This window comes from Actinomadura barringtoniae (assembly GCF_017573505.1).
Taxonomy (GTDB): Bacteria; Actinomycetota; Actinomycetes; order Streptosporangiales; family Streptosporangiaceae; genus Spirillospora; species Spirillospora barringtoniae.
Window position 1 is genome coordinate 59680 of sequence record NZ_JAGEOJ010000009.1, and the last position, 25847, is coordinate 85526.

General features: G+C 69.9%; 20 protein-coding genes. 6 read left to right on the forward strand and 14 right to left on the reverse strand.

The window, feature by feature from the left end; all coding sequences use genetic code 11:
- Nucleotides 1–10: 10 nt before the first annotated feature.
- The 3 genes from pafA to prcB all read right to left on the reverse strand — a co-directional run bounded on the left by pafA (nucleotide 11) and on the right by prcB (nucleotide 3227).
- On the reverse strand, nucleotides 11–1369 hold the full coding sequence (gene pafA / locus J4573_RS22260; protein ID WP_208257737.1) for a Pup--protein ligase: 1359 nt from the start codon (nucleotides 1367–1369) through the stop codon (nucleotides 11–13).
- Between the two features lie 250 nt (nucleotides 1370–1619).
- Complete coding sequence (prcA, locus tag J4573_RS22265; RefSeq protein ID WP_208258055.1) at nucleotides 1620–2360, reverse strand: proteasome subunit alpha; 741 nt, start codon at nucleotides 2358–2360, stop codon at nucleotides 1620–1622.
- Between the two features lie 21 nt (nucleotides 2361–2381).
- Entirely contained in the window at nucleotides 2382–3227 is an 846-nt protein-coding gene (prcB, locus tag J4573_RS22270; RefSeq protein ID WP_307796786.1) for a proteasome subunit beta, read from the reverse strand.
- 159 nt (nucleotides 3228–3386) lie between these two features.
- Between prcB and J4573_RS22275 the strand changes: the two genes are divergently transcribed.
- On the forward strand, nucleotides 3387–4892 hold the full coding sequence (locus J4573_RS22275) for a hypothetical protein (RefSeq protein WP_208257739.1): 1506 nt from the start codon (nucleotides 3387–3389) through the stop codon (nucleotides 4890–4892).
- A gap of 91 nt (nucleotides 4893–4983) precedes the next feature.
- Here the strand turns inward: J4573_RS22275 and J4573_RS22280 are convergent, their stop codons facing one another.
- The 6 genes from J4573_RS22280 to J4573_RS22305 form a co-directional block, all read right to left on the reverse strand.
- Nucleotides 4984–5193 carry a ubiquitin-like protein Pup gene (locus J4573_RS22280; protein ID WP_208257740.1) on the reverse strand — a complete coding sequence of 70 codons (210 nt, stop codon included), beginning with the start codon at nucleotides 5191–5193 and terminating at the stop codon, nucleotides 4984–4986.
- Nucleotides 5194–5436: 243 nt separating this feature from the next.
- Nucleotides 5437–6954 (reverse strand): depupylase/deamidase Dop, encoded by a 1518-nt coding sequence (gene dop, locus J4573_RS22285; protein WP_208257741.1) that lies wholly within the window; start codon nucleotides 6952–6954, stop codon nucleotides 5437–5439.
- Nucleotides 6951–8240, reverse strand: a complete 1290-nt coding sequence (locus tag J4573_RS22290; RefSeq protein WP_208257742.1) for an acyltransferase family protein — start codon at nucleotides 8238–8240, stop codon at nucleotides 6951–6953. Before J4573_RS22290 ends, dop begins: the two co-directional genes overlap by 4 nt.
- Before the next feature lie 215 nt (nucleotides 8241–8455).
- Nucleotides 8456–10219 carry a proteasome ATPase gene (arc, locus tag J4573_RS22295; protein WP_208257743.1) on the reverse strand — a complete coding sequence of 588 codons (1764 nt, stop codon included), beginning with the start codon at nucleotides 10217–10219 and terminating at the stop codon, nucleotides 8456–8458.
- A gap of 325 nt (nucleotides 10220–10544) precedes the next feature.
- Entirely contained in the window at nucleotides 10545–11546 is a 1002-nt protein-coding gene (locus tag J4573_RS22300; RefSeq protein ID WP_208257744.1) for a tRNA (adenine-N1)-methyltransferase, read from the reverse strand.
- A 73-nt stretch (nucleotides 11547–11619) separates the two neighbouring features.
- A complete protein-coding gene (locus tag J4573_RS22305) occupies nucleotides 11620–12717 on the reverse strand; it encodes a M50 family metallopeptidase (RefSeq protein WP_208258056.1) in 1098 nt (365 codons plus the stop codon).
- Between the two features lie 287 nt (nucleotides 12718–13004).
- Between J4573_RS22305 and J4573_RS22310 the strand changes: the two genes are divergently transcribed.
- The 5 genes from J4573_RS22310 to J4573_RS22330 all read left to right on the forward strand — a co-directional run bounded on the left by J4573_RS22310 (nucleotide 13005) and on the right by J4573_RS22330 (nucleotide 19545).
- Nucleotides 13005–13922: a RecB family exonuclease gene (locus J4573_RS22310; RefSeq protein ID WP_208257745.1), complete on the forward strand. Its 918-nt coding sequence runs from the start codon at nucleotides 13005–13007 to the stop codon at nucleotides 13920–13922.
- A 119-nt stretch (nucleotides 13923–14041) separates the two neighbouring features.
- On the forward strand, nucleotides 14042–15262 hold the full coding sequence (locus tag J4573_RS22315; RefSeq protein WP_208257746.1) for a sensor histidine kinase: 1221 nt from the start codon (nucleotides 14042–14044) through the stop codon (nucleotides 15260–15262).
- 66 nt (nucleotides 15263–15328) lie between these two features.
- Nucleotides 15329–16009 (forward strand): response regulator, encoded by a 681-nt coding sequence (locus J4573_RS22320; RefSeq protein ID WP_208257747.1) that lies wholly within the window; start codon nucleotides 15329–15331, stop codon nucleotides 16007–16009.
- A gap of 237 nt (nucleotides 16010–16246) precedes the next feature.
- Entirely contained in the window at nucleotides 16247–17041 is a 795-nt protein-coding gene (locus tag J4573_RS22325; protein WP_307796790.1) for an ABC transporter ATP-binding protein, read from the forward strand.
- Entirely contained in the window at nucleotides 17041–19545 is a 2505-nt protein-coding gene (locus J4573_RS22330) for an ABC transporter permease (protein WP_208258057.1), read from the forward strand. The genes J4573_RS22325 and J4573_RS22330 overlap by 1 nt, the downstream gene beginning before the upstream one ends.
- A gap of 102 nt (nucleotides 19546–19647) precedes the next feature.
- On the opposite strand, the gene J4573_RS22335 is transcribed toward J4573_RS22330, so the two are convergent.
- From J4573_RS22335 to J4573_RS22355, 5 genes are all read right to left on the reverse strand, one after another.
- Nucleotides 19648–20592 carry an ABC transporter permease gene (locus tag J4573_RS22335; RefSeq protein ID WP_208257749.1) on the reverse strand — a complete coding sequence of 315 codons (945 nt, stop codon included), beginning with the start codon at nucleotides 20590–20592 and terminating at the stop codon, nucleotides 19648–19650.
- Nucleotides 20589–21560, reverse strand: coding sequence for an ABC transporter permease (locus J4573_RS22340; RefSeq protein ID WP_208257750.1), 972 nt, complete (start codon nucleotides 21558–21560; stop codon nucleotides 20589–20591). The genes J4573_RS22335 and J4573_RS22340 overlap by 4 nt, the downstream gene beginning before the upstream one ends.
- Nucleotides 21557–22633, reverse strand: coding sequence for an ABC transporter ATP-binding protein (locus J4573_RS22345; protein ID WP_208257751.1), 1077 nt, complete (start codon nucleotides 22631–22633; stop codon nucleotides 21557–21559). Before J4573_RS22345 ends, J4573_RS22340 begins: the two co-directional genes overlap by 4 nt.
- On the reverse strand, nucleotides 22630–23826 hold the full coding sequence (locus J4573_RS22350) for an ABC transporter ATP-binding protein (RefSeq protein WP_208257752.1): 1197 nt from the start codon (nucleotides 23824–23826) through the stop codon (nucleotides 22630–22632). Before J4573_RS22350 ends, J4573_RS22345 begins: the two co-directional genes overlap by 4 nt.
- Nucleotides 23827–23901: 75 nt before the next feature.
- Complete coding sequence (locus J4573_RS22355; RefSeq protein WP_243773419.1) at nucleotides 23902–25644, reverse strand: ABC transporter substrate-binding protein; 1743 nt, start codon at nucleotides 25642–25644, stop codon at nucleotides 23902–23904.
- Nucleotides 25645–25847: the final 203 nt, after the last annotated feature.

Consider the following 25847-nt stretch of genomic DNA (forward strand, 5'->3'; position numbering starts at 1 on the left):
CGGGCTTGCCCTACATTCCGGCAATGAGCTTGTCGACGCGCTCGTCCACCGAGCGGAACGGGTCCTTGCACAGCACGGTGCGCTGGGCCTGGTCGTTGAGCTTGAGGTGGACCCAGTCGACGGTGAAGTCGCGGCGCTTCTCCTGGGCCTTGCGGATGAACTCGCCGCGCAGCCGCGCCCGGGTGGTCTGCGGCGGCACCGACTTGGCCTCGAAGATCTCCAGGTCCTTGGCGACCCGTTCCACCGAGCCGCGCTTTTCCAGCAGGTAGTACAGGCCGCGCTCGCGGTGCACGTCGTGGTAGGCCAGGTCGAGCTGGGCCACCCGCGGCGAGGACAGCGGCAGGTCGTACTTACGCCGGTACCGTTCGATCAGCTGGTACTTGGTCACCCAGTCGATCTCCCGCGACACCAGGTCCAGGTCGCCGGTCTCCACCGCGCGCAGGGTCCGCTCCCACAGGTCCAGCACGCGCTTGGCGGTCTCGTCGCCGCCACGCCGGTCCACGAAGTCCTTGGCCTTGCCGAAGTACTCCTTCTGGATCTCCAGCGAGCTGGCCTCGCGGCCGTTGGCCAGGCGCACCTTGCGCCGGCCGGTCATGTCGTGGCTGACCTCGCGGATCGCGCGGATCGGGTTCTCCAGGGTGAGGTCGCGCATGACCACCCCGGCCTCGATCATGCGCAGCACCAGGTCGGTCGCGCCGACCTTGAGCAGCATCGTGGTCTCGCTCATGTTCGAGTCGCCCACGATGACGTGCAGGCGGCGGAACCGCTCGGCGTCGGCGTGCGGCTCGTCGCGGGTGTTGATGATCGGCCGGGACCTGGTGGTCGCCGACGAGACGCCCTCCCAGATGTGCTCGGCCCGCTGCGACACGCAGTAGACCGCGCCGCGCGGGGTCTGCAGCACCTTGCCGGCGCCGCAGATGATCTGGCGGGTGACCAGGTAGGGGATCAGCACGTCGGCCAGCCGGCCGAACTCGCCGTGCCGCCCGACCAGGTAGTTCTCGTGACAGCCGTAGGAGTTGCCGGCCGAGTCGGTGTTGTTCTTGAACAGGTAGATGTCGCCGGCGATGCCCTCTTCACGCAGGCGCCGCTCGGCGTCGACCAGCAGCCCCTCCAGGATCCGCTCGCCCGCCTTGTCGTGCGTCACCAGGTCCACGACGCTGTCGCACTCGGGCGTGGCGTACTCGGGGTGGCTTCCCACATCCAGGTACAGCCGCGCGCCGTTGCGCAGGAACACGTTGCTGGAGCGACCCCATGAGACCACCCGGCGGAACAGATAGCGGGCCACCTCGTCCGGTGACAACCGCCGCTGCCCGCGGAAGGTACAGGTGACGCCGTACTCGTTCTCAAGCCCGAAAATGCGCCTGTCCACACCTTGACCCTATGCGGCCGGGACCCCAGTTGGCAGTGTCTTGATTCCCTGGATTTCGCGGCACATCCGATCACGCGACATCGAAAGCCCGATCACGGCCGGTGACCGGGGCCGATCGCCCTGCGTACGGCCACCGCCCGGCGCCTTTACATTGTAGATCATTAATGGTCGCGAAAAGACCCGCCACGACCGCGCGGCGCGGATCGTGGCGGGCCTGATCGAATCTGATCGAGCTCCTGCGGGCTCCCGGTCAGGACTCCCCGGCGTCGTCGTCACCGGAGCCGCCGGAGCCGTCGGAGGCGGACTCGCCCGCCTCGCCCAGCAGCGCCTCGATCCGCGCCGCCGGCAGCCGCTTGAACAGCCGGTGCTCGCGGTTGCGGTCCAGCACCGCCACCTCCAGCGACTTGGCCTCCAGGTGCCGGTCGGTGTCCTGGGCCTCCAGCGACTGCACCGCCGCCTTCAGCGCCGCGGCCAGCGACATGTCCTCCTGGAAGCGGTCCTTCAGCGCCTGCGCCACCGCGTCGGCCTGGCCGCCCATCGCGACGTAGCCGTGCTCGTCGGCCACCGAGCCGTCGAAGGTCAGCCGGTAGATCTGGTCGCTGGCGGCCTCGGTGCCCGCCTCGGCCACGACCAGCTCCACCTCGTACGGCTTGTTGGTCTCGGTGAAGATGGTGCCCAGCGACTGCGCGTAGACGTTGGCCAGCCCGCGGGCGGTCACGTCCTTGCGGTCGTACTGGTAGCCGTTCACGTCGGCGTAGCGGACGCCGCCCAGCCGCAGGTTCTCGAACTCGTTGTACTTGCCGACCGCCGCGAACGCGATGCGGTCGTAGATCTCGCTGATCTTGTGCAGCGCCCGGGACGGGTTGTCGGCCACGAACAGGATGCCGTCGTCGTACTGCAGCACGACGACGCTGCGGCCGCGCGCGATGCCCTTGCGCGCGTAGTCCGCCTTGTCCTTCATCTGCTGTTCGGGCGACACGTAGAACGGCATGGACACCGGTCTGGATCCCTTCTATCGCAGCGGGGCGGTCGGCCCGCCCGGCGAGTCGTAACGCCCGTCGACGACGGTCTGCGCCATGGCGCCCACCTCGTCCTCGCCGAGCCTGCGGTAACCGTCGGACGTCACCGTCGCCACCACCGGGAAGATCCGGCGGGTGAGGTCGGGGCCCCCGGTCGCCGAGTCGTCGTCGGCCGCGTCGTACAGCGCCTGCACGCACGCCATCGCGGCGTCCTCGGCCGACAGCTCGGGGCGGTAGAGCTTCTTCAGCGCGCCCCGGGCGAACACCGAGCCCGAGCCGATCGAGTAGAAGTCGCGCTCCTCGTAGCGGCCGCCCGCCGGGTCGTAGGAGAAGATCCGGCCCGCGTCGCGGTCCTCGTCGTAACCGGCGAACAGCGGCACGACCGCCAGCCCCTGCATCGCCATGGCCAGGTTGCCCCGGACCATCGTGGCGAGGCGGTTGGCCTTGCCCTCCAGGGAGAGCGTGCGGCCCTCCATCTTCTCGTAGTGCTCGAGCTCGACCTGGAACAGCCGGACGATCTCGATGCCGATCCCGGCCGTCCCGGCGATCGAGATCGCGGAGAACTCGTCGGCGCGGAACACCTTCTCGATGTCCCGCTGAGCGATCACGTTGCCCGCGGTCGCCCGCCGGTCCCCCGCCATCACCACTCCGCCGGGGAAGGTCACGGCCACGATCGTCGTGCCGTGCGGGATCTCGTCACCCACCGGAGCCGCCGGTGGCGTGCGCCGCCCGGGCAGCATTTCCGGGGAGTATCCCCCCAGGAAATCCGTGAACGAGGACGTGCCCGGGGTACCGAACAGCCCCGGCAGACGTCCTGTGTGCGATTCGTGGGACGCCACGCGACTCCTTCCCTCCACCATGGCGCCGGCTCCCCCTTCGAGCGCACCGGCGCGGACGGTTATGACCCTACTGTTCAAACGACGGCCACTGCATGCTGCGTGATCCCTACCGTAGTCAGCCGAGGGCGAACCCTCGCTCGCGGCCATTACGATGGCGGCGTGGTGTGGGGATCGCCCGGCCCTCAGGGCCCGCAGCCCGGACGGCCGGGGTGGCCGAGCCCGCTCGGGCAGCCGACCTGGCCCAGCGCTCCCGGCCAGGTGCCCTGGAGCCGTCCGTACGTCGCGCAGCCGCCCGCGCAGGAGCCCGAGTGGCCCGAGCCGCCCCCCGAGGGCGACCCGTTCGCGGCCTCCGAGCACGAGACCCGGATCGCCGTCGGGAGCCCCTGGTGGCCCGGCGCCACGCCGCTGCAGCGCCAGCAGGCGCTCGTTCCCCGGCTGGTCGCCACGCCCGACCTCGCCTGGTGGCTGTACGGGGCGTGGGCGCGCTGGTACCGCTGGCATCCGGCCGACGGTCGCTGGTTCCCCGCCGCTCCCCCGCGTTCGGCCGCGGCACGCGAGGCGGCCGAGCCGATGCGGCCGGGCCTGACGCCGCCGCTGATCGCCGCCGAGATCCTGCCGACCGGGCCCGACTACGCCCAGGACTACGGCCCGCCGATGGCCGTGGTCGGCGAGCCGCCGCCCGGAGCGGTGTCCTACCGGCTGAAGATGGTCATGTCGGAGGCCATGCAGGCGCCGCCGCAGGACTTCCCGCTCGGCTGGAACCACTTCCTGCACGGCACGCCGAGCACGGTCGCGGCGACCTGGAGCGCGATGCTGTGGTGCGCGTCGGTCCCGGTGTTCGACCCGGCCCTGGCGGGCGACCTGCTGGGCCTGTGGGAGCCGCACCTGGCCCCCGCGCCCGAGGGCGGGCGGCTGCGCTGGCTGGTCCCGCCGCCGCTGCACACGATCATCGGGCTGTACGCCGAGCGTTTGCGGGCGGGCCGGGCCGACGCCGCCGGCCAGCTCGTCCGGTGCATGGTGATGACCGCGCAGGCGATGCGGGACGATCCGCGCTTCCGCATCCGGGCCTCGGCGCTGCTGTCGATGATCGAGCCGATCCAGGCCAGCCCCGCCCTGGACAACCCCGCGCTCCCCTACGGCGACCAGGCCGTCGAGCGCGAGTGGCGGTCCCGCTGCGCCGCGCCGCTGCACGCCACGCTCTTCGCCGACTCGGCTTTGGGTGAACGCTTCCAGCTGGCCTTCTACGACCTGGCCACGGCCCTGCTACCGCTGTGCGGCGATCCCGGGGCGCCGGACTACCTGGAGCCGCGCCGGGCCGCCGTCGCGCTGCTGGCCGCCGACATGGCCGGTTACCGGCCCGATCTGGCCACTCCCGTCGGCGCGTGGCTCGATCCCGAGCTGCGCGCCCTGCTCGCCGAGATCCTCGGCGATCCCGCGCACGAGCTGCGCGGGCTCTGGCCGGCCGAGGGCCGGCTGCCGGAGGAGATCGCTCCCCCTCACCCCGAGGCCGCACTGGAGGCGCTCAGCGCCTCCGCCGCGGCCGGGATCGCCTGGACCCGCCTCACCGGCGGGATCCCCGTCCCCCCGGACGGCTTCGCCGTCGCCAACGCCCTGATCGCCCACCTGGACGCCCTCACGACGTCGGCGAACGACGACCCCGTCTAGTCCTTCGATCACCGCTGGTACAGCTGGTCCTGCGGCTACTGCTGGTACTGCTCTTACGGCCGCGTGCGGACCGGGCTCTGGAGAGACCCGGTCACTGGCCGCCCTTCTGAACGTAGGACCGCACGAACTCCTCGGCGTTCTCCTCGAGAACCTCGTCGATCTCGTCGAGAATGGCGTCGACGTCGTCGGTGAGCTTCTCCTGGCGTTCCTGAACGTCGCCCTCGGTCGCGGCCTGGGTCTCCTCGACCTCCTCGGTGCGGCGCGTGGTCTGCTTCTGACCGCCGGTGTCCTTCGTGGCCATCCCGTACCTCCACTCCTGCCGGTGCCCCCAACCCTATCTCCGATCACCGACGGCGAGCGGACATCGCGGTCCGTTTCACCACCTTCGACAGCGCGGGGGGCCTGCCGAGGTTATCGCCCGTCCGCCAACCCCTGAAACGGGCAAACCGGTCACGAATGCGCTGCGGCCCCTGAAGGCCCAGATGGCCTTCAGAAGACGCCTTGACCAGGAGGACCACCGGCGGGCGGCCCTGACCCGCTCAGGTCAGCTCTGGCCGGTCAGTACGGCCACCAGGTCGGCGGCTGTACGACAGCGGTCCAGGAGGGGCCCCACGTGCTGCTTGGTGCCGCGCAGGGGCTCCAGGGTCGGCACGCGCTGCAGGGACTCGCGGCCCGGGACGTCGAATATCACCGAGTCCCACGACGCCGCGGCGACCGAGTCGGCGTACTGGCGCAGGCAACGGCCGCGGAAGTAGGCCCTGGTGTCCTCGGGCGGGTCCTCGATGGCCGTCTGGACCTGCTCCTCGGTGACGACCCGCTCGATCCGGTCGCGGGCCACCAGGCGGTTGTAGAGGCCCTTGTCGGGGCGTACGTCGGAGTACTGCAGGTCGACCAGCTGCAGGCGCGGGTGCGACCAGTCCAGGCCGTCGCGGCTGCGGTAGCCCTCCAGCAGCTCCAGCTTGGCCACCCAGTCCAGCTCGCGCGACAGCTGCATCGGGTCCTCGCCGAGCCGGTGCAGCACCGACTCCCACCGGTCCAGGACGTCCTTGGTCATCTCGTCCACGTCGGCGCCGAAGCGGTCCTCGACGTACTTGCGGGACTGCTCCAGGTACTCCATCTGCAACTGGACGGCGGTCATCTTGCGGCCGTCGCGCAGCGTCAGCAGGTGCTTGCAGCTCGGGTCGTGCGAGACCGCCCGCAGCGAGGCGACCGGCATGTCGACCGACAGGTCCACGGTGAGGAACGAGTCCTCGATCATGGCCAGCACCAGCGCGGTCGTGCCGAGCTTGAGGTAGGTCGACACCTCGCTCATGTTGGCGTCGCCAATGATCACGTGCAGCCGGCGGTACTTCTCGGGGTCGGCGTGCGGCTCGTCGCGGGTGTTGATGATCGGGCGCTTGAGGGTGGTCTCCAGCCCGACCTCGACCTCGAAGAAGTCGGCGCGCTGGCTGATCTGGAACCCGTCGCCGCGCCCGTCCACGCCGATGCCGACCCGGCCGGCGCCCGCGACGACCTGCCGCGAGACGAAGAACGGGGTGAGATGGCGGACGACGTCGGCGAACGGCGTCTCCCGCTTCATCAGGTAGTTCTCGTGGCACCCGTAGGAGGCGCCCTTGTTGTCGGTGTTGTTCTTGTAGAGCTGGATCGGGTGCGTGCCCGGGACCATCGCGGCGCGCTGGGCCGCGTCGGCCATCACGCGCTCGCCGGCCTTGTCCCAGATCACCGCGTCGCGCGGGTTGGTGCACTCGGGCGCGGAGTACTCCGGGTGCGCGTGGTCGACGTACAGCCGCGCGCCGTTGGTCAGGATCACGTTGGCGAGGCCCAGGTCCTCGTCGGTCAGCTGGGTCGGGTCGGCCACCTCCCGGGCGAGGTCGAACCCGCGGGCGTCCCGCAGCGGGTTCTCCTCCTCGAAGTCCCAGCGGGCCCGCCTGGCCCGTGCCGCAGAAGCCGCCAGGTAGGCGTTGACGACCTGAGAGGAGGTCACCATCGCGTTGGCCCCTGGCTGACCGGGTACGGAGATGCCGTACTCGGTCTCGATGCCCATCACCCGCCGAACACTCATATCGTCGAGCCTATCGGGGCGGACGGGGTGGAGCCATGGGGCTCCTCACCAGGTTCTGTCAGGGCCCGCGCTGACGGGGTCAGGGCCCCCGAATCGCCCGCCGACGGCGTGTCGCCCGCCGATTCCGCCGCGGCCCCCGTCTTCTCCCGTGCCTGGTCAGGCTCGGGGTGCCCGTTCAGCGGCGCGGCCAAGCCCCCGGCGGCCTGCTCGGAGGGCTGTGCGCGGCGCCCGCGAGGGCGGCCAGGGTCGGTCGCGGTGAGCCGGGCGAACGAGTCGCGCAGGCGCGGCTTCAGCCACTCCGACAGCGGCACCTCGACGATCCGGTGGATCAGGTAGGCGGCCAGCAGCACGATCGCGATGATCAGCAGGGTGGCGGCCCAGAGCGGCATCCGCGGGTAGATCGTGTGCGCGATCGGCGGCGCCACCTCGTAGTGGATCAGGTAGGTCGGGTAGGTCAGCGCGCCCAGCGTCGCGAAGTGGCGCCAGCGCAGCCAGCCGAGCTTGCCGGTGGCGACCAGGCCCATCACCACGTACAGCAGCGTGATGATGATCGCGACCGCCGGCCAGGCGTCGGAGGGGGCGACGTTGTAGGGCTTGTCGGTGGCGGCGGGCAGCGCGTAGCGCATCGAGCAGGCCCAGGAGAACGCGGCGAAGCCCCACAGCAGCAGCGACTGGCCGAAGCGGTGGATCAGGAAGAACGCCATCCCGCCGATGAAGTAGGGCGCGAACTCGGGGATCAGCACACTCTGCAGCAGGTCGTTCCCGCTCTCGTGAGCGAAGATCGCCAGCACCGTCCAGCTGGACATGAACGTGACGCAGCGCTGGTAGGTCACCCCGGCCAGCACCAGGAGCGAGATCAGCGCGTAGAAGTGCATCTCGGCCCACAGCGTCCAGAAGACGCCGCTGACGTTCCGGATGCCCATCCCCTGCTGGAACATCGTCAGGTTCGGGATGATCTGGTCGGGCTTGCCCCTGCCCTCGCCGGTGGCCAGGTAGAGGCCGCCGATGAGCAGGACGGCGAACCAGTACGCCGGATAGAGCCTGATGATGCGCGACACCGCGAAATCGGCCATCGACCGGCCCCACACGCTCATCAGGATGACGAAGCCGCTGATGAGGAAGAAGAGCTCGACGCCCATGAAGCCGAACTGGGTCAGCGCCGTCATCGGGCGGGGGAACAGCTCCCGCGCCGTCTCACCCTTCCAGGGGCCGCCGAGCGTGCCCGTGTAGTGGTAGAGCACCACGGCCAGCGCCGCGATGAACCGCAGCAGGTCGACTTCGTGCAACCGCACCCGTCGGGCGGGCCGAGGGGGCGCGGCTTGAGCATCTCCAGACATTGGGGACGAGCCTAAAGGACACGTTGCCCCCCTTTGACCATTTCCTAGGGAACTCACAGCCGCGAGTCGCGCACATCACGACAAAGCCGCCGCGGGGACTTCCGCCTGCCGAAAGAGAAACGGCGGCCACCCGGAATGGGTGACCGCCGCCTCCGACGTACGAACTACAGGTACTGACCGGTGTTGGCGACCGTATCGATGGAACGGCCGGCCTCGGCGCCCTTGGTTCCGGAGACGAGCGTGCGGATGTAGACGATCCGCTCGCCCTTCTTGCCGGAGATCCGGGCCCAGTCGTCGGGGTTGGTGGTGTTCGGCAGGTCCTCGTTCTCGCTGAACTCATCGACGCAGGCGGCGAGCAGGTGGGCCACCCGCATCCCCTTCTGGCCGGTGTCGAGGAACTGCTTGATGGCCATCTTCTTGGCCCGGTCGACGATGTTCTGGATCATCGCCCCGGAGTTGAAGTCCTTGAAGTACAGGACCTCCTTGTCACCGTTGGCGTAGGTGACCTCCAGGAACCGGTTCTCCTCCGTCTCGGTGTACATCCGCTCGACGGTCCGCTGGATCATGGCGGCGACCGTCGCGTCACCGGACCCGCCGTTCTCCTTCAGGTCGTCGGGGTGCAACGGCAGACCGGTGAGGATGTACTTGGAGAAGATGTCCTTGGCCGCCTCGGCGTCCGGGCGCTCGATCTTGATCTTCACATCGAGGCGTCCCGGGCGCAGGATGGCCGGGTCGATCATGTCCTCCCGGTTGGAGGCACCGATCACGATGACGTTCTCCAGGCCCTCGACGCCGTCGATCTCGCTCAGCAGCTGCGGAACGATGGTGTTCTCGACGTCGGAGGACACGCCGGAGCCGCGGGTACGGAAGATCGAGTCCATCTCGTCGAAGAACACGATCACCGGGGTGCCGGCCGAGGCCTTCTCCCGGGCCCGCTGGAAGACCAGGCGGATGTGCCGCTCGGTCTCGCCGACGTACTTGTTCAGGAGCTCGGGGCCCTTGATGTTGAGGAAGAAGCTCTTGCCCTCTTCGCCGGTCTTCTCGGAGACCTTCTTGGCCAGCGAGTTGGCGACCGCCTTGGCGATGAGCGTCTTGCCGCAGCCGGGGGGCCCGTACAGCAGCACGCCCTTGGGGGGACGCAGCTGGTGCTCGCGGAACAGGTCCGCGTGCAGATAGGGGAGCTCGACGGCGTCGCGGATCATTTCGATCTGCGACCCCAGCCCGCCGATCTCGTCGTAGGAGATGTCCGGGACCTCTTCGAGGACCAGCTCCTCGACCTCGGCCTTGTGGATCTTCTCGTAGGCGTATCCGGACCTGGACTCGAGCATCAGCGAGTCGCCCGCCCTGAGGGGGACGCCGCGCAGCGGCTCGGCGAGCTTGATCACGCGCTCCTCGTCGGCGTGCGCGATCACCAGGGCCCGTTCGCCGTCGTCGAAGAGCTCCTTGAGCATGACGACCTCGCCCTGCTCCTCGAACTCCAGTGCCTCGACGACGTTGAGCGCCTCGTTGAGCATGACCTCCTGGCCGCGCTTCAGCTCGTCGACCTCGACCGCGGGGCTGACGTTCACCCGCAGCTTCCGGCCTCCGGTGAAGATGTCGACCGTTCCATCGTCGCGTGCCTCCAGGAAGACCCCGAAGCCGGACGGCGGTTGAGCGAGCCTGTCGACCTCCTCCTTGAGCGCCACGATCTGTTCGCGAGCCTCTTTGAGGGTCGCTACGAGACGCTCGTTCTGACCCGTTACGGCGGCAAGGTTGGCCTGCGCCTCATGGAGTCGTTCTTCCAGAACACGTACTTGGCGCGGGGATTCCGCGAGCTTCCGGCGCAGCACGGAGATCTCCTCCTCCAGGAAGGACACCTGCGTTTGGAGGTCCCTAACCTCCTTGTCGTGCTGCGCCCTGCGCGCCCCAGCATCGTCACGAGCGGCCACGCCCCGTCACCTCCTCACGAAGAGAGCCGACGACCTACTGAGACCCTACCTATCTGGAGGGCTTCCGTAACCTGCCCATTCGGTACTCGTGTCGTACGGGACCGATCACTCCCGGCCGGAACCCCTCGCCAAGTGGGCACAGAGAATCCTCCATGGCGGGCGAAAAACAGCGAAATTCCCGGCGCGCCCCCGCGCAGTGAAGCAAAGTTTGCTGATTACGGCCCTGCCCGAAGCCGCGTTCGAGGGCCACGCACGCTAGGTGAAATCGTTGTTACGACCCGCGCGTCGTCCCCGGGCGCGGGCCCGCGCCGCCCGAAAGTGTGATCTACGACTCGGTGATCGTCTCCGGCGCGTCGCCGGGCGAGCCGACGGCCTGACCGCCCGGCTGAGCCCCCAGGGTCCCGTGTTCCGGCTGAGCCCCCTGGGCTCCCTGCGCCGGGGTCCCCGCCTCCGCCTCGGCGTAGGCGCCCTTGGCCGGCCGGCGGCGCCGCAGCGGCGGCGTCACGCCGTCGGCGAGCCGCCTGGCGGTCACCAGGAAGCCCGTGTGGCCGACCATGCGGTGATCGGGCCGTACGGCCAGTCCCTCGACGTGCCAGGACCGCAGCATGGTCTCGAAGGCGTAGGGCTCGGCGAAGGCGCCCTGCTCGCGCAGCCCCTCCACCACACGCGACATCTGGGTCGTGGTGGCGACGTAGACGCAGATCATCCCGCCGGGGATGAGGGCCTTGGCGACCGCGTCCAGGCACTCCCAGGGCGCGAGCATGTCCAGGACGACCCGGTCCACCTCGGTCTCGGTGAGGGAGTCCTCCAGGGAGCCCACGGTGAGGCGCCAGGCGGGGTGGGGGCCGCCGAAGAACTTCTCGACATTGCCCTTGGCCACCCCGGCGAAGTCCTCGCGGCGCTCATAGGACGAGACGAGCCCGCGCTCGCCGACCGCGCGGAGCAGGAAGCAGGTGAGGGCGCCGGATCCGGCGCCCGCCTCGACCACCCGCGCGCCGGGGAAGATGTCGGCCATCGCGACGATCTGCCCGGCGTCCTTGGGGTAGACGACGGCCGCGCCGCGCGGCATCCGGACGGCGAAGTCGGCCAGCAGCGGCCGGAACGCCAGGTAGTCGGTGCCGCCGGAGGAGCGGAAGACCGTGCCCTCGTGGCTGCCGATGATCTCGTCGTGCGCGATCGCGCCCTTGTGGGAGTGGTACTCCTTGCCGGGCTGGAGGGTGATCGTGTTGATCCGGCCCTTGGGGTCGGTCAGCTGGACCTGGTCCCCCGCCCTGAAGGGGCCGTGCGGAATGCGGCCGTAGGCGTCCGGAAGGGAGTCGTCACTCATGGCCACCAAGGTTATCGGTGGCCGGACCCCGCTCGGGCCGTGCTCAGGCCGGGCTCACGCCGCGTCCGGACCCTCAGATCCCGGCGAACGCGCGGTCGACGTCGCTGACGGCCAGCACCCCGTAGACCGAGCCGTCCGGCTCCATCAGCAGGTACTCCGAGGCCGGGGCCCGGCGCAGCGCGATGATCAGCTCCTCGCCCGACAGGTCGGCCGGCAGCTTCAGGTCGTCCTCCAGGCCGCGCGACAGGTCGCCGACCTCGATCCAGGGGCGGCGCTGCGGCGGCGTGGCCGTCACGGCCTTCTCGTTCACCAGCCCGAGCGGCCGCCCGTCATGATCGACGACGACCAGGGCGCCTGCCTGCTCCTCCTGGGCCCGGCGCACCGCCTCCGCCAGCGGCACCTGCGCGGTCACCAGCGTGGCGCGGCGGGCCAGGCGGCGGGCCTGCAGCAGCGGGATGCGGTCGCGGACCCGTTCGGCGCGGATGGCCTGCGTGGCGCCGACCCAGATGAACGAGGCGACCAGCGCCGACCACAGCAGCGCGAGCCAGCCGAACCCGCTCTCGCCGCCGCCGGTCGGCCGGGTGGCCAGGAAGGCCCCGGCGACCAGGGTGAGGACCGCCACGCCGCGCCCGACCCAGCCCGCGAAGATCGCGCCGCTGCGGCTGCGGCCGGTGGCCTTCCAGACCGCCGCGCGCACCAGGCGCCCGCCGTCCAGAGGCAGGCCCGGCAGCAGGTTGAACACGCCGACCAGCAGGTTGGCGAAGGTCAGCGCCTCCACCAGCAGCTCGGCCACGTCCGGCAGCGGCAGCACGATCCGGGCGGCCAAGCCGAGCCCGGCCAGCACCAGGTTGACCACCGGCCCGGCGAAGGCGATCAGGAACTCCCGGCCCGGAGTGGGGGCCTCGCGTTCGATGGAGGTCTCCCCGCCCAGGATGTGCAGGGTGACCGAGCGCACCGGCAGGCCCAGCACCCTGGCCGTGACCGCGTGGCTGAGCTCGTGGACGAAGACCGAGGCGTACAGCAGGACCGCGTAGGCGAAGGCGATCAGGAAGCTCGCCGGGCGGCCAGCGACGGCGTGCGGGACCTGGTTCTCGAACATGACGGTGACCACGATCGCCACCAGGAACCAGCTGGGCGAGACGTAGACCGGCACGCCGAACGGCCGTCCCATGTACAGGCCCGGCCCGCCGCGCCCGGCGGCGGGCCGCACGGGATCCTCGGGGGGCGTCTTGCCTTCGGTCGGCGGTGCGGTGTCTGCCACGCACCCGATGCTACGGCCCCGTAGCCTCGGTTGACCTCCTGGGAGCCGCACGACGTGCCCGGAGGCGCGCCCGATGATCGTCCCGGAGGCGACCGGGAGGCGTCGCGGAGGCCACCCGGAGACGTCGTGGGCGGCGTGCCCGGCGCACCCGGCCGGGATACGGGTTTTCGTCGGAGGCGTCCCCTACGCTGCTGGACATGACGACCACCGAGGCTCAGGGCGAGACCGGCATCGAGACCACCGAGGCGCCCACGGTGATCGGCTCCCTCTCGCCCTCGCGGGCCGGGGACTTCATGACCTGCCCGCTGCTCTACCGGTTCCGGGTGATCGACCGGATCCCGGAGAAGCCGAGTTCGGCCGCCGTCCGCGGCACGCTGGTGCACGCCGTGCTGGAGCGGCTGTACGACCTGCCGACGGCCGAGCGGACGCCCGCCGCGGCGCTGGAGCTGCTGGCGCCGCAGTGGGAGCGGCTGCGCACCGAGTCCCCCGAGCTGGAGCAGATCTTCGAGGACCTCGGGGACGGCGACCTCACCGAGCCGGAGTGGCTGGAGCACGCCGGCAAGATGGTCGAGCGCTACTTCACCCTGGAGGACCCGCGCCGCCTGGAGCCCGCCGACCGCGAGCTGTTCGTGGAGACCGTGCTCGACAACGGGCTGAAGCTGCGCGGCTACATCGACCGGGTGGACGTGGCGCCCTCGGGCGACGTCCGGATCGTCGACTACAAGACCGGCACCGCGCCACGCGCCGACTTCGAGGCGCGGGCGCTGTTCCAGATGAAGTTCTACGCGCTGGTGCTGTGGCGGCTGCAGGGCCGCGTGCCCCGGCTCCTCCAGCTGATGTACCTCGGCAACGGCGAGATCCTGCGGTACGAGCCGGACGAGTCGGACCTGCGCGCGACCCAGCGCAAGATCGAGGCGCTGTGGGTGGCGATCCGCCGGGCCACCGAGACCGGCGAGTGGCGCCACCGCACCAGCCGGCTGTGCGACTGGTGCGACCACCAGCAGCGCTGCCCGGGCTTCGGCGGTACTCCCCCGCCGCTGCCCGACGCGCCGCCGGACCGGCCCTCGCCCGCCGACCTGGAGGTGTCGCCGCACGAGCGCGGCGACGATCTGTGAACCCCCGCGCGAGGGCCTTTAGCCCTTCGCGGGACGCCCGCCACTCCTCCTTGCGGATGATGTGAGATCCGCGTCCAGGATGGGCTCACCACCTGGCGTGACCTCCTAGGGTGAGAATTGTGTCACCCCGCATCCGAGGTCTTCGTGCCTGCCGTGCCTGGCTGGAGGCGCGCCCGCAGGCCGCCGACGCCGTCCTGGCGCTGGCGCTGCTGGCGGCGGGGTTGCCGCAGCTCTACTTCGACGAGGTCCCCGAGCAGATCGCGGCGCACTACGCGCACACCGACGCGCTGCACGTGCTGCTGGTCATCGTCATCACGATGGCGCTGACCTTCCGGCGGGTCTACCCGCTGTCGACGCTGATCTTCATCATGGGCGGCGAGCTGTGGATCTCGGTGGCCAACTACCAGCCCACCATCCCGGACGTGGTGGCCTCGCTGCTGGCGATCTACAGCGTGGCCGCGCACCGGGGGCTCGCGCACAGCGCGGCGGGCGGGCTGCTGGCGCTGGTGATGTTCAACGTCACCATGTTCGTCTCACCGCTGAAGGTCGGCGTCATCACCTGGCTCACCAACACCGCGCTGCTGGTCGGCGTGTGGGCGCTCGGCCGCAACCTGAGGTTGCGCCGCGCCTACTTCACCGAGCTGGAGGACCGGGCCGCGCGGCTGGAACGGGCGCGCGGCACCGACGCGCGGGCGGCCCGCGTCGAGGAGCGGTCGCGGATCGCACGCGAGCTCCACGACGTCGTCGCCCACCATGTGAGCGTGATGACGGTCCAGGCGGGCGCGGCGCGCCGCATCCTCGACAAGGACCCGGCCAACGCCCGCGAGGCGATGACCACCATCGAGGAGGTCGGCCGCACCGCGCTGAGCGAGATGCGCCGGATCGTGGGCGTGCTGCGCACCGAGCGCGACACCGAGCCCGCCGGCCGCGAGCTCGCGCCGCAGCCGGGCCTGGGCGACCTCGGCGAGCTGCTCGACCACGTCCGCGAGACGGGCCTGTCGGTGCAGCTGTGGATCGAGGGCGAGGCGCGCACGCCGTCACCGGGGGTGGACGTGGCGGCCTTCCGCCTCATCCAGGAGGCCCTCACCAATACGCTCAAGCACGCGGGGCCGCAGGCGCGCGCCTGGGTCCGGCTGTACTACACCGAGGACGACCTGACCGTGGAGATCGAGGACGACGGGCGTGGCACCGCGACGATCATCGCCGACAACGGCGACAATCCAGGACACGGCCTGGTCGGCATGTACGAGCGGGTCGCGCTGTACGGCGGCGAGCTGCGGATCGGCCCGCGGGTCGGCGGCGGCTTCGGCGTCCGGGCGCGGTTTCCTCTGGAAGCCTGAGCCGATGGCGGCGAGGCTGAGGGGCGAGGACGAGGCGATGAGTTCTTCGACGAGCGGAGCGAGTGAATGAGCACGGTGCGGGTTCTGCTCGTGGACGACCAGCCCCTGCTGCGGACGGGCTTCCGGCTCATCCTGGAGGCGGAGGGCGACCTGGCGGTGGTCGGCGAGGCCGGCGACGGCGCGGCGGCGGTGGAGATGACGCGGTCGCTGCTGCCCGACGTGGTGCTGATGGACATCCGCATGCCGGGCGTCGACGGCATCGAGGCGACCCGGCGGATCATCCGCGACGGCGCCGCCTCGCACGACCCGAAGGTGCTGATCCTCACCACGTTCGACCTCGACGAGTACGTGATCGAGGCGGTCCGGGCCGGGGCCAGCGGGTTCCTGCTGAAGGACTCGCCGCCCGAGGACCTGGTGCAGGCCATCCGCATCGTCGCGGCCGGGGACGCCATCGTGGCGCCGAGCGTCACGCGGCGGCTGCTGGACAAGTTCGCGACCCGGCTGCCGGCCGTCCGGGACGCCTCTCCCCCGCCCGGGCTCGACACCCTGACCGACCGCGAGCGCGAGGTGCTGTCGCACGTCGCCCGCGGCCTGTCCAACGCCGAGATCGCCAAGGCGCTGGTCGTGAGCGAGACTACGGTCAAGACACACGTCGGCAACGTGCTGGCCAAGCTGGGTCTCCGAGACCGCGTCCAGGCCGTCGTCTACGCCTACGAAACGGGCCTGAGCCGCCCCGGTCAGAGCTGACCCCGGCCCTGTCTCAGGGCTGCCCCTGACCCTTCGGCTGATCGTCCTCCCCCGGGAGGACGATGGCCCGTCGCACTCCTCCTGCCGTGGGTGGAGCGCGAAGTCCATTCCCTGGGTGCATCTCAACGATGCCGAGAACTCCTAGTGTTCTGTGCCATGGAGATCGCACCGGGGGATGCTTCGCGGTCTCGAAGCTCGACACCCATTTCCGGCTCATTCTCAGACAGGGGAGTTCACGTGACGAACACCGCCCCATCGACCGCTGACGCGCACTCCGCGCCCGGGGCGGGCGACTTCGCCGCACGGGCCCATCAGATCGCCAAGGTGTACGGCCATGGAGACGCGAAGGTCATCGCCCTCGACGGCGTGACCGTCGGCATTCCGCGCGGCCGCTTCACCGCCATCATGGGTCCCTCCGGGTCCGGCAAGTCCACGCTGATGCACTGCATGGCGGGGCTGGACTCGGTGGACTCGGGTCAGGTCTTCATCGGGGACACCGACCTGACCCGGCTGCGCGACAAGCAGCTCACCCGCCTGCGCCGCGACAAGATCGGCTTCATCTTCCAGGCGTTCAACCTGGTGCCGACGCTGACCGCACTGGAGAACATCACGCTGCCGATGGACATCGCCGGGCGCAAGCCCGACAAGCAGTGGCTCGACGCGGTCATCGACACCGTCGGCCTGCGCCAGCGGCTGAAGCACCGCCCGAGCGAGCTGTCGGGCGGCCAGCAGCAGCGCGTCGCCTGTGCCCGCGCGCTCGCCTCCCGGCCCGAGATCATCTTCGCGGACGAGCCGACCGGCAACCTGGACTCGCGTTCGGGCGCCGAGATCCTCGGGTTCCTGCGCGAGTCGGTCCGGCAGATGGGCCAGACCATCGTCATGGTCACCCACGACCCGTCCGCCGCCGCCTACTCCGACGAGGTGCTCTTCCTCACCGACGGGCAGATCGTCGACAGGATGCAGGGCCCGACCGCCGAGCGCGTGCTCGAGCGCATGAAGGGCTTCGACCGGCCGGGGGTCGCCGCGTCATGATGGGCAAGGTGACGCTCCGCAACCTCGCGGCGCACAAGATCCGGCTGGTCCTCACGGCCATCTCGGTGATCCTCGGCGTGGCCTTCGTGGCCGGCACGCTCATCTTCACCGACACGATGAACAAGCAGTTCGACGACCTGTTCAACAAGGTCGGCAAGAACGTCGCCGTCGACGTGCGCGCCAAGAAGATCGTCGACGAGGGCGAGAGCGACGGCAACACCGCCCTGCCGGTGCCGGCCTCGGTCCTGGAGAAGGTCCGCGCCATCCCGGGCGTGAAGAACCCGATCGGCAACGTCAACGGCTACGCCGCCGCGGTCGGCAGCAACGGCAAGACCATCGGCTCGGAGCAGAACGGGCCGCCGCAGATCGGCACGAACTGGAACCCGGCCGGCAGCGGCAACGACCTGTCCTCAGGGCGCCCGCCCGCGGGGCCGCACGAGGTCGCGATCGACGAGGCCACCGCCAAGAAGGGCGGCTTCAAGCTCGGCGACACGATCAAGGTCGCCGTGCAGGGCCCGCCGCAGCAGATGAAGGTCGTCGGCCTGATCGACACCGGCAACCTGATGGGTGCCACCGTCACCGCGTTCGACACCCCGACCGCGCAGCGGCTCATGCTGAAGCCCGGCTACTTCAGCGACATCGAGATGGGCAGCACCGGCCCGAGCGAGGCGCAGCTGCGCGACTCGGTCGCCAAGGTGCTCCCGGGCAACTACGAGGCCGTCACCGGCACGAAGCTGCGCGATGAGAGCAAGAGCGAGATCGGCAAGATGATGAGCTTCTTCCGCACCTTCCTGCTGGTGTTCGCCTTCATCTCGATCTTCGTCGGCGCGTTCATCATCTTCAACACCTTCTCCATGCTGGTCGCCCAGCGCACCAGGGAGCTGGCGCTGCTGCGCGCCATCGGCGCGGCACGGCCCCAGGTGACCCGTGCGGTCATCGGGGAGGCGGTCGCGGTCGGCTTCGTCGGCTCGACGATCGGGCTCGCCGCGGGGGCGGGCCTGGCGTCGCTGCTGCAGGCGCAGATGATGAAGGACAGCGCGTCCGGGCTGGTGTTCACCGCGACCCCGGTCATCTGGTCGTACGCGGTCGGCATCCTGGTGACCGTCATCTCGGCCTACTTCCCGGCCCGCCGGGCCGCCAAGGTGCCGCCGGTCGCGGCGATGCGCGACGACGTCGCGCTGCCGCAGCGCTCGCTGCGCATCCGGGTCGCGCTCGGCTCCACGATCACCCTGATCGGCGCGGCGCTGATCTCGCTCGGGCTGTTCGGCGGGGGCAGCAACCCGGTCCTGCCGGTCGGCGTCGGGGTGTTCCTGGTGTTCATCGGCATCGCGATGCTGGCGCCGGTGATCAGCGTCCCGGTCATCAAGGTGCTCGGCGCTCCGTTCGCCGCGCTGATGGGCACGCCCGGCCGGCTCGCCCAGCAGAACGCGCTGCGCAACCCGCGCCGCACCGCCGCGACCGCGGCCGCGCTGATGATCGGCCTGGCCCTCATCACCACGGTGAACGTGATGGGCGCGTCGATGCGCGCCTCGGTCGAGGCGCAGGTCGACAAGCAGTTCGGCGCCGACTACATCATCGAGCCGACCGGTGCGGGCGGCGTCGGCGACGAGGTGGCCAAGAAGGTGTCCGGCACGCCGGGCGTCGACGCGGCCTCCCCGGTCTACACCGGCAACGCCAAGATCAACGGCAAGCGCGCCGCCTACGTGTCCGGCGACATGGGGGTGCTCGTCCCGGGCGCCCGCATCAAGCTGCTGACCGGCAACGCAAACGTCGGCAACGACGGCATGATGGTCGACAAGGACACCGCCAAGAAGCAGAAGTGGGCGGTCGGCTCGACCGTGCCGGTGTTGTTCCCCGACGGCAAGTCCCAGCAGCTGCGGGTCACCGGCGTCTACGACAAGAGCGACATGATCGGGCCGCGCCTCATCGCGCAGCCGGTCTACATGGCGCACACGGCGCGGCCGACGGTCGACAGCATCGTGGTGAACGCCGCGAACACCAACGCCACGACCAAGACGGCCATCGAGAACACGCTGAAGGAGTACCCGAACCTCAAGGTCTCCGACCAGGCGGCCATCAAGAAGGACGCGCGCAAGCAGGTGGACTCGTTCGTCACCTTCCTCACCATCCTGCTGGTGATGTCGGTCATCATCGCGGCGGTCGGCGTCATCAACACGCTGGCGCTGTCGGTGATCGAACGGACCAGGGAGATCGGGCTGCTGCGGGCGATCGGCATCAGCCGCCGCCAGCTGCGCCGGGTGATCCGGGTGGAGTCGATCGTGATCGCGGTGTTCGGCGCCGGGCTCGGCATCGGGATCGGGATCATCTTCGGCGCGGCCGTCCAGAACGCGCTGAAGGACCAGGGCCTGAGCGAGCTCAGCGTCCCGGTGACGACCCTGGCCATCTACGTGGTGGTCGGAGCCGTGATCGGCGTCCTGGCGGCGCTGTGGCCCGCCTGGCGGGCCGGCCGGATGGACGTCCTCAAGGCGATCTCCACCGACTAGGAGCACGGCGCGACGCGAGGGGGGCTCGATAGAGAGCCCAACAGGAGAAAAGCGCCCCGTACGGTCCGCCGACCGTACGGGGCGCTTCCCTTTCCAGGCCACTCAGTCGAGCCGGACGCGCGGATCCAGGAAGGAGTAGGCGATGTCCACCAGCAGGTTGGCCACGACCACGCACAGCGCGACCAGCATGATGGCGCCGAGGATCACCGGGGCGTCGCCCACGCTGATGGACTGGACGATGAGCTGGCCCAGGCCCTGCAGGCCGAACACCTTCTCGGTGACGATCGTGCTGCCGATGAGCACGCCGACGTCCACGCCGAACTGCGTCACCACGGGCGTGAGCGCGGCGCGCAGCCCGTGCCGGTAGATGACGCGGCGTTCCGACAGGCCCTTGGAGCGGGCGGTGCGGATGTAGTCCTCGCCGAGGACGTCCAGCATCGATCCTCGTGTCAGCCGGGCATAGCCGGCGACCAGCAGGAACGCCAACGCGAGCCAGGGCAGGATCATCCGCTTCAGGAAGTGCTCCTGCATGGGCGGGCCGGGTTCGAACAGGTGGATCCCGGCGTCGCCGAACTTGCTGAAGAAGACGTACAGCATCAGCAGGCCGACCACGAACGCGGGCATCGACAGCCCGACGAGCACGAACAGCGTCGAGACGCGGTCCAGGAAGCCGCGGGCGCGGGTCGCGCTCACCACTCCGATCAGCACGCCGCCCACCAGCCAGATCACCGAGGCGCCCAGCACCAGGATCGCGGTGGTCTGGAGCCGGTCGGTGATCATCGAGGAGACCTTCGTCTGGTAGACGTAGGACATCCCGAGGTCGCCCTTGGCCAGCCGGCCGAGATACTCCCCGTACTGAACGATCAGGGGCTTGTCCAGGCCGAGGTTGTGCCGGATCTGCGCGAGGTTGTCGGCGGTCGCACGCGGGCCTCCGATGACGCGCTCGGGGTGCCCGGAGGCGACGAAGATGCAGAAGAACACGGCCGTGGACACCAGCCACAGCACCACGACGCCGAACAGCAGCCGCCGGATGATGAAACGGATCATTTCTTGGCCTTCTTCCGCTTCCGCATGAACAGCCGTTCGGTCCTCGGGTCGAAGGCGTCGCGGACACCGTCACCGAGGATGTTGAAGGAGAAGGTCGTCAGCAGCAGCAGGGCCGCCGGGACGAACAGGAACCACCACGCGGTGCGGTAGTAGTCCTGCGCCTCGCTCAGCATGCTGCCCCAGCTCGGCGTGGAGGGGTCCACGCCGGCGCCCAGGTAGGACAGCACCGACTCGAACACGATCGCCTGCGGGATCAGCAGCGTGGCCAGCACGGTCACCGGCGCGATCAGGTTCGGCAGGATGTCGACGACCATGATGCGCATCTTGCTGGAGCCGACCGACCGTGCCGCCTCGATGTACTCCTTCTCCCGGATGGAGATCACCTGGCCGCGGACCACCCGGGCCATCGCGGCGAAGGAGAAGAAGCTGATGACGAAGATGGTCAGCGGGACGCTGGCGCCGAAGGTGACGGCCACCAGGATGGCGACCAGCACGTACGGGAACGACAGCAGGATGTCCAGGAAGCGGGCCAGCACGCCGTCGACCCAGCCGGCCAGGAAGCCCGACAGGACGCCCACCGCCACGCCGAACACCGTGGCGAGCAGGGTGGAGCTGAGCCCGACCAGGAGCGACACGCGGGCGCCGTAGATGGCGCGGACCAGCACGTCGCGTCCGATCGAGTCGGCGCCGAGCCAGAACTCGCCGTTCGGGCCCACCGGCTGGCCGTTCTCGTCGACGCCGGTCTTGGGGTAGGTCTGGTGGTAGTTGTGGCCGGTCCAGTGCGCCCACAGCGGCGCCGAGAGCGCCAGGAGCATCATCAGGAAGACGATCACGAGGGAGACCATCGCCAGGCGGTCCTGGCGTAGCCGGGCGTACGCCAGGCGCAGCGGGCTGCGGCCCTCGATCTGCCTGCCGGTCGGTTCGACGTCGGCCGGAACGACCTCGGCCTGTGCTTCTGCGAGGCTCATGTGGACACCTCCGGGAGGACCGGTTCGGTAGAGACCTGCTCGATGGACGCCTGCTCGCGCGCGAGGCTCTCGCCCGGCTCGACCGGGAAGTGGCAGGCGGTCAGGTGGTCGGCCGGGTCGCCCTCGCGGGCGATCAGCTCCGGCTCCTCCTCCACGCACTGCTCCTTGGCCTTCGGGCAGCGCGGATGGAACCGGCAGCCGGACGGCGGGTCGATCGGCGATGGGACGTCGCCGATCAGCACGATCCGCTCGGCGCGTTCGGCCTCGTCGGGATCGGGGATCGACTCGGCCGACAGGAGCGCGGCCGTATAGGGGTGACGCGGGGCGCCGTAGAGCGTCTCGGCCTCCGCCAGCTCGGCGGTGCGGCCCAGGTACATCACGGCGATCCGGTCGCTGACGTGGCGGACGACCGACAGGTCGTGCGCGATGAACACGTACGTCAGCCCCAGCTCGTCCTGCAGGTCCTCGAGCAGGTTGATGACCTGCGCCTGGATCGACACGTCCAGCGCCGACACCGGCTCGTCGCAGACGATGACCTTCGGCTTCAGCGCGAGCGCGCGGGCGACGCCGATGCGCTGGCGCTGGCCGCCGGAGAACTCGGCGGGGAACCGGTTGTAGTGCTCGGGGTTCAGCCCGACCAGTTCCATCAGCTCCTGCACGCGCTTCTTGCGGTCGGCGCCGTCGGCGATGCCGTGCACGGCGAACGGGTCGCCGATGATGGAGCCGACGCGGCGGCGCGGGTTCAGCGAGCCGTACGGGTCCTGGAAGATCATCTGCACGTCGCGGCGGAACGCCTTCAGATCACGCGCCGAGAACTTGGTGATGTCCCGGCCCTCGTAGGTGATCCGGCCCCTGGTCACCGGGTGCAGGCCCGTGATGCAGCGCGCGAGGGTCGACTTGCCGCAGCCCGACTCCCCCACGATGCCGAGGGTCTCGCCGCGGCGCACCTGGAGGTCGACGCCGTCCACGGCGTGGACGCGCGCGATCTCCTTCTTGAAGACGATCCCCTGCTTGATGGGGAAGTGCTTGTAGACGCCCTCGACCGAGACCAGGACGTCGGGATCGGTGCTCATTCCGTTCCCTCCTCGTTCGGCTCGGCCTGCGCGGGCGCCTTCGACACGTCGGTCTTGGGAGCGGACGCGTCGGGCGCGTCGGACGCCGACGCGTCGGTCTTGGTGACGTCGGTCTTGGGAGCGGGGGTCGCGGCGCCGTTGGCCTTGGGTCCGCCGCCTTCGGTGACGGCGGCCAGGCGCATCTCCTCCGCGGCAGGGGTCAGCCCGATGGCGTCCCTGGGCAGCCAGCACGCCGACAGGTGCGTGCCGTCGGTCCCGGACTCGTCGGTCGCGACCGCGTGCAGCGGCGGCGCCTCGGTGCGGCACCGGGCCATGACGTACTCGCAGCGCGGGTGGAAGACGCAGCCCCCCGGGAGGTTGATCAGGCTCGGCGGCTGGCCGGGGATCGGCTTCAGCCGGGTGCCCTTGGCCCCGGACGCGCCGGGGACCGACTCCAGCAGCCCCTTGGTGTAGGGGTGGTGGGGCCGGTAGTAGAGCGTGCGGCGGTCGGACTCCTCGGCCGCCTTGCCGCCGTACATCACCAGCACGTCGTCGGCCATGTCGGCGATGACGCCCAGGTCGTGCGTGATCATGATGAGCGCGGTGTCGAACTCGCGCTGCAGCCGGCGCATCAGGTCCAGGATCTGGGCCTGGACGGTGGCGTCGAGCGCGGTCGTCGGCTCGTCGGCGATGATGAGCTTCGGATGCAGCGACAGCCCCATCGCGATCATCGCGCGCTGCCGCATGCCGCCGGAGAACTGGTGCGGGTAGTCGTCCACCCGCCGGTCCGGCTGCGGGATGCCGACCAGGCCGAGCATCTCGATCGCGCGCTTGCGCGCCTCGGCCTTGCTCATCTGCGGCTCGTGCTCGCGGATCATCTCGATGATCTGCCAGCCGACCCGGTAGTGCGGGTGCAGGCTGGACAGCGGATCCTGGAAGATCATCGCGATCTGCGCGCCGCGGACCCGGCGCATCTCGCGCTCGCCCATGGTGAGCAGGTCCTGGCCGTCGAAAAGGGCCTCGCCGTCGACGTCCGCGCCGGCGGTGAGGCCCATCAGCGTCTGCACGCTCACGCTCTTACCGGATCCGGACTCGCCGACGATGCCGAGCGTGCGTCCGGGTTCGACCGTGAACGAGACACCGCGCACCGCCTGCACGATCCCGTCCGCGGTCGGAAAGGAGACCCTCAGGTCCCGTACGTCGAGAAGATTCATCGTCCCCCCTTCGTCATTGGGCGCCCGACGGCCGGGCGAGCCCCGTGGGACTCACCCGGCCTCGGCCGCGATCGGTCAGGAGGACAGCCAGATCTTGCTGAAGTCGTAGGCCTGGTTGGCCGCGATGAACTCAGCGTTCTTGGTCCGCTTGGACTTGTAGATCGGGTACTTCTGCGCCATGAACGGGATCACCGCGGCGTCGTCCATGATCTTGACGTCGGCCTGGTGCCAGTACGAGGCGATCTGGTTCTCGTCGATGCTCTGCAGCGCCTGGTCGATGAGCTTGCCGACCTCGGGGTTGCTGTAGCCGCCGTAGTCGCTGGAGTTCTGACCGTAGGTGCGGCCGTCGAACAGCGGCTGGATCAGCGTGCGGCCGTTCGGCCCGTACCAGTCGGGAATCCAGCCGGGGGCCGCGATGTCCCACTTACCGGCCTTGGCGTTGGCCGGGGTGACCAGCGACTCGCCGTAGAAGTTGCCGTTGGTGTCGGGCGCGGTCTGCGCGGTCACGCCACAGGCGGCCAGGTTCTGCTTGACCGACTCGGCGATCTTCGGGTGGTTGCTGCTGACCCGGTACGGGAACTTCAGCGTGAGACCCTTGGGGTAGCCAGCCGCCGCCAGCAGCGACTTGCACTTGGCGGGGTCGCCCGCGTTGCCCGGCGTCGGGTACGGGTTGATCTGCTGGTAGCCCACGTTCTCCGGCGGGATGATCTGGTTCAGTGGCTCGGCCACGTCGGGCCCGCCGTAGATCTTCACCAGCGCGGTCTTGTCGATCGCGTACTCCAGCGCCTGCCGGACGGCCTTCTTGCCCAGCGCCCCGCCGTTGTTCGGGCTGAGGGTGTTGAACACCAGGTACGGGTTGCTCTGCGGCGCCTTCATGATGGCGAAGTTGGGGTCCTTCGCCGACTTCAGCCGCGGGATCGAGGGGGTCGGCACCGGCTGGTCCCAGGCCAGGTCGGCCGTGCCCTGCTCGAGCTGCTGCTGCACCGCGTCGGGCTGGTCCTGGCCGAGCGTGACCTGGATCTTGTCGACGTAGGCGGGCCGCTGCGGGTCGCTCGCACCCGACCAGGCCGGGTTGCGGTCGAGCACGATCGTCTTGTTGGCCGTGTACGAGGTGATCTGGTACGGGCCGTCAGAGACGGTGTGGCTGCGGAACTCCGGGCTGTCGGGGATGTAGGCGTCGTACTCCTTGGGCGCGGCGCTGCCGAAGCCCATGCTCATGATGTTGAAGAGGTCACCGGCGGGCTGCTTCAGCTTGACGATGATCGTCTTGTCGCCCTGGGCGCTGAGGCCGGAGACCTGATGGCCGTTCTGGTAGTCGGCCATCGCCTTGGCGTTCTTGGGGTCGACCTTGGTGTAGCCCTTGCAGTAGGCCTCCATGCCGTCGATGGTCGTGATCCAGTAGCCCTGGGCGCCCGACGGGCTCGCCGGGTTGCACAGCCGCTTCCAGCCGCGGATGAAGTCCTCGGCCGTCACCTCGCGCGCGGGCTGGGTGTTCCACTTGATGCCCGTGCGCATCTTGATGGTGATGGTCTTGCCGTCCGCGCTGATGCCGCCGTTCGCCTTCGTCGGCACCTCGGACGCGGCGTCGGGCTGCATCGGGATCGCTTCGGCGAAATTGTTCGAGGACTTGCTGATGAACAGTGTCCGGGCGAACTGACGGGACAGGGCCTGCGAGACGGTGCTGTACCCGGCGGCCGGGTCGATGTGGTCCGGGTCCGAGGAACCGACGATCTTGAGGGTTCCCCCCTTCTTCGGTGACCCGTCGCCGGAGCCGCTGTCTCCGCCGCTGCCGCCGCATGCCGCCAGTCCGAAGACCAAGACGGCTGCCCCGGCAATCGCCGTGACACTCGTACGCATGTGCACCATCTGCACCTCCACAACCCAGAACCGGTAGGAAAACCCCGAGTTGCGGATGAATGTCCTGCGTGCGGCGCCTGTGCACCAGTCCCATGCGCGAGTTGTGATTACGCCGTAGCCTTCGCCACACAAGACCTTAATGAAAGGGTCCCTCACGGACCGGT